This window comes from Kitasatospora sp. NPDC059599 (assembly GCF_042735125.1).
In the GTDB taxonomy this organism is placed as follows: Bacteria; Actinomycetota; Actinomycetes; order Streptomycetales; family Streptomycetaceae; genus Kitasatospora.
In genome coordinates, this window is sequence record NZ_JBHWCL010000007.1 from 43,279 (window position 1) to 54,386 (window position 11,108).

The window sequence follows — 11,108 nt, forward strand, 5'->3', positions numbered from 1 at the left end:
CGCCAACCGCCCGGCCGCCCACCGCTCACCGCTCACCGCTCACCGCCCGGCGGGCTACCCCCGGCCGTACCGGGACGGGCGCAGCCGGCCGGTGCACGCGAGGAAGGCCACGAACGCGCCGAGGACGATCCAACCGGGCCAGCCGCCGAGCCCCATGGTGAGCGGGTCCAGCTCGGCGGTCGGGTCGGCGAACTCCTTGACCATCGACACGCTCATGCTGCTCGCGAAGGTGTGCGCCAGCACGGCCGGGACCACCGACCCCGAACGCAGCCGCAGCCAGGTGAAGACCGGCAGGACGAGCACGCAGCTCACCACGAAGGCGGGCACCGCCACGTACCAGGGGCGCCCCGGGTACTGGCCGCCCATCAGCAACGGCGGCAGGTGCCAGAGCGCGAAGGCCGTACCGGTGAGCAGGTACGCCCGGACCAGGGCGCCCGTGCCGCCCTCGCCCCCGCCCTCGGTACCGGCCGCGGCCCCGCCCTGGGTAGCGGCGCCCAGTCGGACCAGTCGGGGGAAGAGGAAACCCTGCCAGCCGAGTTCCTCGCCGAAGAAGAGCGGCAGCGAGACCGCCATCCCGATCACGCCCTGGACCGCCCAGGAACCGACCGCCCCCGCGTGCAACGCGCCGAACCCGGCGAACGGGTAGCTGCCCGCCAGCGTGCCGAGTACCAGCACCGCCGCCGTCAGCCCGCCGAGCACCGCGACCGGCAGCAGGCAGGCCCGGACCGCGCGGGCCCGGGGGCGGGGCCAGTGCAACGCGAGGGCGTCCCGCACCCCACCGCGCCCACCCGCGCGACCGCGCTCGACGAAGCGGACCGCGAAGAGCGCGGCCAGCGCGGGCGCGAACATCGCTGCGCCGATGCACAGTTGCTCCAGCCCGCCGACCTCCTCCCGGGCGTCGGCCCGCCGGTAGCCGTCGGCCAGCAGCGGCGCCATGGCCGCCCACATCCCGGCGTACGCGAGGACCAGGTAGACCACCAGGCCGCGACGGCGAACGGTGCCCGACGGAGATTGCGTCAGTAACGTCATGCCGAGGACGCTACGGACCCGAAGCACACCGGTGGAACCAAGTACGCTGCCGGTCAAGGGGGTTGTCGACTGCCGGCGGATGGTCGAGTTTTCTGGGTGTCCGGCGACCGGTCCGGCGTGCTAGGTCCTGTCCGGGGCCGGACCGAACCGGGCCCAGTCGCGGCCTAGTCGTCCACCGCTCCCGGCGCGAGGGCCGGCGACGGGAAGACGTGCCGCGCCTCGCCGCCGGACCACCAGACGCCGATCGCGAACACGGCCGTCGCCTCCAGCAGCCCGGCCCGGTCGAGGCCGCCGCAGTGCACCGGGACGCAGGCCATGGAAGCCACCAGGTCGGCGACGAGCGTGCCGGCCGCCGGGTCGTCCACGCAGTAGGGGACGCCGAGCGGGGCGCCGCCTTCGAAGGCTGGCCGCGGCAGGGTCCAGATGCTCTCGTGGCAGATCCCGAACACCTTGGCCACCCGGGCCGTCGGCGCCGCCACGGCGAGCCGGGCGGCGACGGAGTCGGCCGTGCCCTCCGTGGTCAGCACGGGCCCGGCCGCGCCCGGGGCCATCGGTACGGTGCAGTCGAGGAGGGTCCGCCCGGCCAGGTCGCCCGCCAGCGGCGCGACCACCGGCACCGCCGCTCCGGCCGGCACCGCGACCAGCACGGCCTCCCCGAAACTCGCCGCACCGCTCAGCCCATCGCCTCCCGACGCGCCGATCGCGACGGCGAGCCGCTTCGCCGCCTCCGGGTCGCGCCCGCCCACCAGGACCTCGTGCCCGGACCGTACCCAGGCCCCGCCGAGGGCCGCCGCCATGGCGCCGGTCCCGAGAATGCCGATCCGCATGTCCACTCCTCGCCGTCGATGCCCGACCTCAGTCGGTGCGAACTTCCGTACCCGGCACGCTAGGCGGGCCGATGCACACCATCCGGTACGCATCGGATCGGGCAGGATGGACGCATGGACACCATGAACCGGAAGAGCGGGAGTGGAGCGGATTCCGGCCCGGCGGCCGACGGTGCCGGCGCAACCGTGGGGCCGGGCCCGGACGGCGATCCGGACGGCACCGTCTTCGCCGCCGACTGCCGTGCCCGGCTGGCCTTCGAGGTGATCGCGAACCGTTGGGACAGCGTGGTCGTCCACGTCCTCGGCGAGCGGGGCCCGATGCGGCCGCGCGACCTGCTCGACCGGATCGGCGGGATCAGCCCGAAGGTGCTCAACGAGGCCTTGCGGCGGCTGGAGTACAACGGCCTGGTGGAGCACCGCCGGTACGCCGAGGCACCGCCCCGGGTCGACTACGCCCTCACCGGCGCGGGCGCGGCTCTGCTCGGGCCGATCCGCGCGCTCGGCGCCTGGGCCGCCGCTCACGGTGATGCGGTCCTCGACGCCCAGGAGCGGTACGGAACACGAGGGGCCTGAGGCACACCGCGCCACAGCGGGGGGTTCCGCAGGTCCCGGGATGCTCCGCACGTCCCCGGATACTCCGCACGTCGCGCGGGGTGCGCCGCACATGGAGGAGCGGCGGGAACGACGGTGGTCCGCGCACCGTCGCTCCCGCCGCTCACGGCCCTTCCGGCCGGCACCCACGGTCCGGCAGGGCCCCCGGCTCAGTTGACGTTGACCGCCGTCCAGGTGGCGGCGACCGCGTTGTACTCCGTGCCGCCCGACCCGTACAGGTCCGCCGCCGCGCTGAGGGTGGCCGCACGGGCGCCCGCGTAGTCGGTGGTGGAGGTGAAGTACGTGGTCAGCGCCTTGTACCAGATCTGCGCGGCCTTGTCCCGGCCGATGCCGGCGAGCGTCGAGTTGTCGTACGTCGGGCTGTTGTAGTCGAACCCGTTGATGCTCTTCGCGCCGCTGCCCTCGGACAGCAGGTAGAAGAAGTGGTTCGCCACGCCGGAGGAGAAGTGGACGTCCGAGTTGCCGACGTTGGCGTCCCAGTAGTCGGCGGACTGGCCGTCCTTGCTCGGCTGGTCCATGTAACGCAGCGGCTTGCCGTCGCCGTTGAGGTTGATCAGCTCGCCGATCCAGTAGTTCGGCGGGTTGGAGGGCAGCTTGGCGTACCACTCGACCATCGTGCCCATGATGTCCGAGGTGGCCTCGTTGAGGCCGCCGGACTCGCCCGCGTAGTTGAGGTTGGCGGTCGCGGCGGTCACGCCGTGGGTCATCTCGTGACCGGCCACGTCGATCTCGGTGAGCGGGGCCGCGTCGCCGCTGCCGTCGCCGTACGACATGCAGAAGCAGTCGTCGCTCCAGAACGCGTTGACGTAGTTGGAGCCGTAGTGCACCCGGCTGAGGGCACCGACGCCGTCGTTGCGGATGCCGTTGCGGCCGAAGGTGTTCTTGTAGAAGTCCCAGGTGGTGGAGGCGCCGAACTGGGCGTCCACGGCGGCGGATTCGCGGTTGGCGGCGGTGCCGTCACCGAAGGTGTTGGTGGTGTTGGCGAACAGCGAGCCGCTGCCCGAGGTGCCGTTGCTCATGTCGGTGGTGGACTGGCCGCCGCGGGTGTCGTCCTTGAGCGAGTACTGCCCACCGCTCTGCGCGGTGGTCAGCGGTACCTGGCCGACGAAGACGCCGTTGCCGGTGCCGGCGGCGGTCTGCACCTTCTCGTGGGTGGAGAGCACCTGGCCGCTCGCCGCGTCGGTCACCAGGACCTGGCTGCTCGGGGTGCCGTCGGCGCGCACGCCCTCGACGGTGGTGCGGTAGGCGAGTCGGGGCTCGCCGTCGGTGGCCCAGACCACCAGCTGGGCCTTGCCGGTCTGGTGGACGTCGGACAGCGGCGACTGGTCGGCGTCGAGGGTCACCCCGACGGTGGCCTTGACCGCGCCGGTGGCCTGCGCGGCGGCCTGGTCGGCCGGGAGCTTCGGGGTCACGCTCGGCAGGTCGATCCGTGCGGCGACCGCCTTGGAGACCGACTTCACGGCGCCGTCGGCCTTCTGGTGGACGACCAGGTCGCCGCCGATCACGGGCAGGCCGGCGTAGGTGCGCTCGAAGCGCAGGTGGCGGGTGCCGTCCTTGTCCACGACGGCGTCCTTGGCGACCAGTTGCTCCTTGTCGCCGAGGCCGAGCGCCTTGGCGAGCGGACCGGCCTGGCCGCTCGCCACGGCGAGCGCGGTCGCGTGCTGCTGGGCGGCCTGGGCCTGCAGCGAGGGGGTGGGGGCGGCCTGGGCGGCGGTGCTCACCTGGATCACACCGGTCAGCAGGGCGGTGGCCGAGAGTACGGCGACGGCCGCGAGCTTTCGCTTCACGTACGAGTCCTTCCGGGAAACCGCGCAGGGGCGCGGTCGCACCTCGTCCCGGGGGCCGGGTCGGCACCTGTGGGGCGGGACGGGCGCTGACGTGCTGGAATCCCGTGCAGTCATGCGGCTCGCCACCGAGGGGTGGGGGTGGGGGCTGCCGCTGGGGATGAACAGAAGCATGACAATCCAACAGATGAAATGACAGGTCTACTTCAGGAGTTGGCCAGGTCCCGCCACCGGGTAAAGAGTCGTCAAGCGACCTGAGAACCGGGGCAATTCACCGCATTCCGCGAACGGTTCTGCTACGAACCACATCCGGCCGCCTGCGCCGACGGCCGCCCGCGCGCCGAACGGGGGTTCGGCGGGCGGCGTCGACCGGTCGGCGCTCGACTTTTACATCTGTGTAGAAGTTTCCACACAGTCCCTTGACGCCGGGGTGGCGGGGTTCCGCCACCCCGGGGCCTTGCTCCGCCCACCGGGCCCGTGCTACCTGCCTCCCGCGGACCGCCGCGGCCGTCGCTTCAGGGACCGTCGCGGCATTGCTTCAGGGAGCGGAGCGACTGCCGCGCCCGCCGTCACTGGAAGCGCCACTCCTGGGCCGTGTTGCCGGGGGTGCAGGCGACCATGGTGACCGCGTTGCCCGGGCCGTTGGAGGTCATGCAGACCGAGTTCATGTAGTCGGCCAGCGTGTACGAGCCCGCGGTGGAGCCGCTGCGGACGGTCCAGTTCGTCAGATAGCTGAACCCGCTGCTCAACTCGACTTTCCCGTCCGGGGTTTGGACCAGCTGCGGGCCGCCGTTGTTGCACGCGTTGAAGAGGATCCACGCACCGGGGTTGGTCGCGCGGACCCAGCCGTACTGCGTGGCGCCGCCGAGCACGATCGGGTTGCCGCCGGTCAGGCTGTCGTTGCGCATCCCGATCGGGCGGTCCTCCTTCACGCTGACGACGGTGCTCCAGCTGGTGCCGCCGCAGGACGACGGACGGCTCGGGCCCTGCGGGGCCGCGGTGGTGGCGCCGCCCGAGGTCTGGGCGGGCGGCTGCGGGTTCTGGTTGACGGGCGGTGCGGGCGGATTGCCGCCGGCACCGCCTGCGGACTGGTTCGCCTGGCCGCCCACGGCGCTTCCGCCGGACGCACCACCGCCGGAGGTCGCACCCGTGCCACCGGCCCTGGCGCCGCCCGAGGTGCCACCGGCACCACCCTGGGCCGGGACCGCGACGGGCGGCGGCTGCTGGTTCTGGGCGCCGGGGGCCGACTGGTCGGGGCTCGGGGTGGCCGCCGGGGTGTCGGACGGCGGCGGGGTGACGGGCGCGGTGGTGGCAGCGGCCGCCGGGGAACCACTGGCGGGGTTCGCGGGGACGGTCACCACGACGGTCGGCTGGGCGGCCGGTGGCGCTGCCGCGTCCGAGCCACCGGGGCTGCGGTCGATCAGCAGGGCGGTGGCGGTACCCGCCGAGATGATCACGGGGATGATCACCGGCACCAGCAGGGTGCGCCGGGGCCGGCGCCGACCGGCCTCGGTCGGCGCCTGCGGCAGCAGCTTCGCGACCTCGTCCCGCGCGGCGGCGCCCTTCGGCGGATCCTCGTCGCCGGAGCCTGCGCCTGCGCCAGGAACGGCCCCGGCCTGTCCGCCCTCGGCGCCGGCCCCCTCGGCAGTGACCCCCTTGACGGCGGGCCCCTTGACGGCCGGTCCCTTGGCCGGCGTTCCCCCGGCTGCCGTTCCCGCGGCCGCGTCCGGCGTGGCCGCACCCGCCCCGGCTTCCGCCGCGGGCGCTCCCCCGGCCTTCCCTCCGGTCACGGGCACCGCGCCGGGCCGGAGGGCGATCGTCCCGCTGCCTGCGGGTCCGGACGTGCCCCCGCCCGGGCCGCCCGCCACGCCACCCGCGCGCCCGACGCCCCCCGCGTGCCTGATCGCCGCCCGGGCCGCCGCCGCCATCGCGGCGGCGTCCGCGAACCGCTCCTCGGGCTTCTTCGCCAGGGCCCGGGCGACCAGGGCCCGGACGGCCACCGGGAAGGTCTCCGGCAGCTCCGGCACCGGCTGGTTGACGTGCTTGAGCGCGATCTGCAGCGGACCGTCACCGGTGAACGGCGGCTCGCCGACCAGTAGTTCGTAGCAGACCACGCCGATCGAGTAGAGGTCGGTGGCCGGCCCGAGGGCGGCTCCCTCGGCCTGCTCCGGCGACATGTAGAGCGCGGTGCCGATGATCGCGAACGGGGCGGTGAGCTTGGTGCTGGCGAGAGCCCGGGCGATGCCGAAGTCGGTGACGGTCACCCGGCCGTCGGTGCGCACCATCAGGTTGGACGGCTTGACGTCCCGGTGCACGATGTCCCGCCGGTGCGCGGCGTGCAGCGCGTCCAGGGCGCCGGCCACCAGGTCGAGGGTGCGCTCGACGCCCATCGGGCCGGTGTCGGCCAGCACCCGGTCCAGCGGACGGCCGTCGATCAGCTCCATCACGATGTAGGCGCAGCGCTCGTCGCCGTCCGCGCCGCCCTCGCCGTAGTCGTGGACGTGCACGACGCCGGGGTGGTCGATCGCGGCGACCAGTTGGGCCTCCCGGCGGAAGCGCTGGGCGGCGGTGCCGTCCTCGAACAGTTCCGAGCGCAGGATCTTGACCGCCACCTGTCGCGCCAGCACCGTGTCCTCGGCCCGCCAGACCGAGCCCATCGCGCCGCCGCCGATCTTCTCGATCAGCCTGTACCGTCCGCCGAGCACGGTGCCCGCCCCGCCCATACCCCTGACCCCCGTGTGTCGCGACCCTCCCCGACAGGTCGACGGCACACAGTGTGCCAGAGCGTGTCGTGTCCTCAGCAGCCCGTATCCGGGCACCAATTGACCACGGCTGTCGGATTCCCGTCAGGCCTTCCCGGCGTACCGGGCGTGATCGGACACCTCCAGGACGGCCGCGATGACGGCCCTGGGCCGGTCCGCGTGGACGGCGTGGCCGGCGCCGCGCACCAGGATGTGCGTCCCCCGGGTGGCTCCGGAGGCGATCCGCGACTGCAGGGCGGTCCAGCGGGACCGCATCACCCCGGGCAGCCCCGCGGTGGCGCTCAGGACCGCCACCGGCACCTCGGGCAGCCGGGAGTCCGAGCGGCGCCGCCTGAGCTCGGGGGTGGCGACGGTCGTCAGCCGGCTCTCGGCGAGGAGGGTCCACCGCTGGTGGTGGTGCGCGACCACGGCCGCCTCGGCCCGGGCGAGCGGATCCGCCGGCCCTGCCGTCGGCCTGGTCAGCGCCTCGCGGAGCAGCCACAGCCGGTTCAACGCGCCTTCGGCGACGCGGATGGCCGACGGCTGGAACTCCTCGTGCGCAGGGTCCACCAGGACCAGGCCGGCCACCAGCTCCGGTGCCTGCCAGGCGAGGAGCTGGGCCAGCTGGCCGCCCCAGCTGTGGCCGACCAGGACGGCCGGGCCGCCGCCCAGGTGCCGCACCAGGGCGGCGAGGTCGTCGAGTTGGCCGTCCAGTGTCGGGGTCACGACCCGGCCCGCACCACGGTTGGGCTCACTGGCGCCGGTCCCGGCCCGGTCGTAGGCCACCACCCTGCCGTGCCGGGCGAGTTCGGGCAGTACGGGCGCCCAGGTCAGCGACGACGTGCCGCAACCCGCGATCAGGACCACCGGCGCTCCGCCGCCCCGCCCGGCCTCCACCCAGCGCAACGCCCGCCCGTCGCGGTCGAGTTCGCCCGTCCGTACTCCGCCGGGCGTCGATTCGGCGATGGCCTGCGCGATGGCGTCCTGGACGCCGCGCAGGTCCGGCCCGGTCCGCGTCCCCCGCCTGTCCTGCATGGTGTGCACGTACGGCCCCCCTGGATCCGTCGCTCCGCTTCGTTCCCCGATGCCGGTGTCCGGCCCTCTCGTCCCCCGTGCCCCGTGTCACGCGGCCGGACTCGGCGTCAGGCATCCGACGTTGTCGGCCGGTTCGCTCCGGTGCCCGAATTCCGCCCGTCCCGCACATGAACGGGAAGCCAACAGATCGGGCGCGGACCGTGCCGCCGGAACGGACACCACCGGACGCGCCGGAGCGCGCGGCCGAACCGCACCCGGCCCCGCTCAGGCCGGCAGGACGCGCTTCAGCAGGCCGAGCAGGGCCTCCCAGTGCCGCTCGTCAGCGGCCGCGTCGTAGCGGGCGGTGTCGGCCTGGGTGTAGCCGTGCAGGGCACCGGTGTAGACCTCGGCCCGGTGGCGGACGCCGGCGGCGGTGAGGGCCGCCGCGAGCCGCTCGATCTGCTCCGGCGGCATCGACTCGTCCCCGTCGGCGTGGCCGAAGTACAGCTCCGCGGTGATCCGGCCGGCCCCGAGGTGCGGGCTGTCCGGGCGTTCGGTGGCGAGGTTTCCGCCGTGGAAGCCGGCCGCCAGCGCGATCCGGTCCGGATGACTGGCGGCGGTGCGCAGGGCGAGGAGGGCGCCGCGGCAGTAGCCGGTGAGGCCGACCGGGCCGTCCTGGACCAGCGGGGACCCGGCGAGCCAGCGCAGGTAGGCGTCGGCGTCGCGTTCGGTCGTCTCGGGGGTGAGGGTGGCGAGCAGCGGGACGAGCCGGTCGAAGATCGTGTCGTCCTTCTCCGGGTCGATGAACTCCGGCAGTTCGACGACCGGCGCACGGCCGTTCCGGTAGTAGGCGTTGGGCACGAGCACCGTGTACCCGGCCGTGGCGAGGCGGTCGGCCATGCGCTTGAGGTGCGGCCGGAGCCCGAAGGCGTCCATGTAGAGGATGACGCCGGGGTGGGCCCGGCCGTCGTCGGGGTGGGCGAGGTAGGCGTCGGCGGTTCCGTCCGCCGTCCGGATGGCCACGAGGCTTCCGCGTACGGTCATGATGAGGGTGCTCCTTCCGTTCGGGTGGCAGCGTATCCGGCGGACTCACCGCCCGGTCCGTCCCCTCCGCACGGGAACACCCGCGCTCCCGTGCCGCGTTGAGCGGGCATGGGGCTGATCATGGGTGCGGTGGCAGCGGTGGCGGCGATCCTGGGGCTGGCCGTGCTGGCGGCGTGGCAGATCCGGGACGAGGCGTCACCGCGTCCACGGCAGCGCGGGCCCGGGGTGGGGATGGGCGCCGGCGGGCTGGACGAGTTGCACGCACTGTTCAGCCCGGGCAAGCGGATCCAGGTGGAGCAGAAGAAGGAGCAGCTGGCGCTGCGGGACGACGCGCACGCGGGATCGCCGCCGCACGTCGGCGTGGACCTGGACCGGGGCGTGGCGGTGCTGCCCCGCTCCGGGGACCGCACACCCGGCCCCGCGCCGTCCGACGGGAGCGCAAGCGGCCCTGCCCTGGGCGGCGGGAGCGGGAGCAGCCCGGCGCCGGGTGGCAGGAGCGGGAGCGGTAGCGGCCCGGCGTCGGGTGGCAAGAGCTGAAGCGGGAGCAGCCCGGCCGGTCACTCCCCCCAACTGCGGGCGCAGAGCACCAGCCGGTAACCGTCCGGGTCGGCGATCGTCACGCCGAACTCGTCCCAGTACGGGTTGTGGGCCTTGACCCGGGTGCCACCGGCCGCCTCCAGCCGGGCGACCAGGGCCTCGTCGACCGGCGCGCCGAGGTAGACGACGAACAGGTCGTCGACCGTCGGGGTCGGCTCCAGCGGCCGCTCCGGGTCGTGGGTGAGCTCGAAGTGCCAGGCGCCGCCGGGCGGGCCGACCATCAGCAGGTCGTGCTCGCCGGAGACCCGCTCGGTGGTGCGCCACAGCACGTCGAGGCCGAGACCGCCGACGTAGAAGCGCTCGGCCGCCGCGAGGTCGCGCGAGGGACGGGCGATCCGGACCCGCATGGTGGAATCGATCATGCCGGTGACCATAGCCGACGCCACTGACAACGAACCGGGCCACACCGGGCGGCGGTGGACGACCCGTCAGGAGTCCGCCGACTCCGTCACGGTGGCCGGCACCGACGTCCACGACCGGGCGGTCAGAGCCGCCGCAGCCGCTCCTCGTCGGAGGTCCGCGGACAGGTCAGGCAGGCGACGGCCGCGGGCTCGACCGCGTAGTACATGCAGCAGCCGAGCCGGGTGCGGGTGTGGTGGGCGCGCCCGTCGGGGGTGCGCAGGCGGCGGAAGTCGGCGGCGCCCGGGAGCGGTCGGGTGCCGCCGGGCAGGACGGCGTCGGCGGCTGCGACGGCGGCGTCCTCCTCTCCGAGCATCCGGCCGAGGTACCAGACGGCGGAGGCGAGGTCGTCCGTCACCATGCCCCAGAGCGCCCGGTCGTGGCGTCGGGTGGGTCCGGCGAACGCGGCGAGCACCGGTCCGACGTGCGCGACCACGGCGGCCCGCAGTTCGGCGCGGAGTTCGTCGTCGCCGGGGAGGCTGACGTGGCCGCGCGGGCGCAGCGCGAGGGCGCCGGTGGGGGCGTGCAGCCAGAGGTCCGCGGGGGCGACGACGGGGACCCGCCGGGCGAGGTGCCAGGGGCCGGCGACGATCAGGCAGGCCGACCAGACGTAGTGGTGCAGCAGCCGGGAGGCGGTGACGTGCGGACGTGGGGCGCGGCCGTGCTCGGCGGCGATGCGGGCCTCCTCGCCGGCCAGGACGGCGGCCAGCGCCGCTTCGTCGGTGGCGAGTCGGGCGCCGGAGTACCAGCCGTCGGCGGCTCGGGGGTCGGGCTCGGTGGCGCCGAGTACACGCAGTTCCAGCACCGGGCACAGTTCGAGCAGCCGCCGGTAGTCGCCGACGAGCCCGGAGGACGCCGTCAGCGGCAGGGCGCCGCGGGGCGCGACGGGCAGGGGTGTTCCGGGAACCATCGACACTCCCGAGATCGATTCCGTATGATCGATTAAGGTGAGGCTCACCTTACAATGCCTCAAGTCACCCGGCGACCACGCGCGACCCGGCACGACGCACGGCGACACATGACCACGCACGACCCGGCTCGACCCGGCTCGACCCGGCACG

Annotated in this window: 10 protein-coding genes; 2 read left to right on the top strand and 8 right to left on the bottom strand. The window is 74.3% G+C overall.

Going from position 1 to position 11,108, the window contains the following annotated elements:
* Positions 1–54 precede the first annotated feature (54 nt).
* Together ACFV04_RS04245 and ACFV04_RS04250 are read right to left on the bottom strand one after the other, a co-directional pair.
* The gene (locus ACFV04_RS04245; protein WP_380526668.1) at positions 55–1,029 is read right to left on the bottom strand and encodes a CPBP family intramembrane glutamic endopeptidase; all 975 of its coding nucleotides are present in this window, start codon (positions 1,027–1,029) and stop codon (positions 55–57) included.
* A gap of 164 nt (positions 1,030–1,193) precedes the next feature.
* Entirely contained in the window at positions 1,194–1,856 is a 663-nt protein-coding gene (locus ACFV04_RS04250) for an NADPH-dependent F420 reductase (protein WP_380340064.1), read from the bottom strand.
* Between the two features lie 114 nt (positions 1,857–1,970).
* Between ACFV04_RS04250 and ACFV04_RS04255 the strand changes: the two genes are divergently transcribed.
* On the top strand, positions 1,971–2,429 hold the full coding sequence (locus ACFV04_RS04255; RefSeq protein WP_380526670.1) for a winged helix-turn-helix transcriptional regulator: 459 nt from the start codon (positions 1,971–1,973) through the stop codon (positions 2,427–2,429).
* A 188-nt stretch (positions 2,430–2,617) separates the two neighbouring features.
* Here ACFV04_RS04255 and ACFV04_RS04260 read toward each other — a convergent pair whose 3' ends face one another.
* The 4 genes from ACFV04_RS04260 to ACFV04_RS04275 all read right to left on the bottom strand — a co-directional run bounded on the left by ACFV04_RS04260 (position 2,618) and on the right by ACFV04_RS04275 (position 9,051).
* Positions 2,618–4,255, bottom strand: coding sequence for a M4 family metallopeptidase (locus ACFV04_RS04260; protein ID WP_380340058.1), 1,638 nt, complete (start codon positions 4,253–4,255; stop codon positions 2,618–2,620).
* A gap of 566 nt (positions 4,256–4,821) precedes the next feature.
* On the bottom strand, positions 4,822–6,975 hold the full coding sequence (locus ACFV04_RS04265; RefSeq protein ID WP_380526672.1) for a serine/threonine-protein kinase: 2,154 nt from the start codon (positions 6,973–6,975) through the stop codon (positions 4,822–4,824).
* A gap of 123 nt (positions 6,976–7,098) precedes the next feature.
* Complete coding sequence (locus ACFV04_RS04270; protein ID WP_380526674.1) at positions 7,099–8,028, bottom strand: alpha/beta fold hydrolase; 930 nt, start codon at positions 8,026–8,028, stop codon at positions 7,099–7,101.
* A gap of 264 nt (positions 8,029–8,292) precedes the next feature.
* Positions 8,293–9,051: a dienelactone hydrolase family protein gene (locus ACFV04_RS04275; protein ID WP_380340046.1), complete on the bottom strand. Its 759-nt coding sequence runs from the start codon at positions 9,049–9,051 to the stop codon at positions 8,293–8,295.
* Positions 9,052–9,159: 108 nt separating this feature from the next.
* Here ACFV04_RS04275 and ACFV04_RS04280 point away from each other — a divergent pair, with 108 nt between their 5' ends.
* The gene (locus ACFV04_RS04280; RefSeq protein WP_380526676.1) at positions 9,160–9,588 is read left to right on the top strand and encodes a DUF6191 domain-containing protein; all 429 of its coding nucleotides are present in this window, start codon (positions 9,160–9,162) and stop codon (positions 9,586–9,588) included.
* A 20-nt stretch (positions 9,589–9,608) separates the two neighbouring features.
* On the opposite strand, the gene ACFV04_RS04285 is transcribed toward ACFV04_RS04280, so the two are convergent.
* Both ACFV04_RS04285 and ACFV04_RS04290 read right to left on the bottom strand, forming a co-directional pair.
* The gene (locus ACFV04_RS04285; protein ID WP_380340040.1) at positions 9,609–10,010 is read right to left on the bottom strand and encodes a VOC family protein; all 402 of its coding nucleotides are present in this window, start codon (positions 10,008–10,010) and stop codon (positions 9,609–9,611) included.
* A 122-nt stretch (positions 10,011–10,132) separates the two neighbouring features.
* Positions 10,133–10,957 (bottom strand): (2Fe-2S)-binding protein, encoded by an 825-nt coding sequence (locus ACFV04_RS04290; RefSeq protein ID WP_380526678.1) that lies wholly within the window; start codon positions 10,955–10,957, stop codon positions 10,133–10,135.
* Positions 10,958–11,108 lie beyond the last annotated feature (151 nt).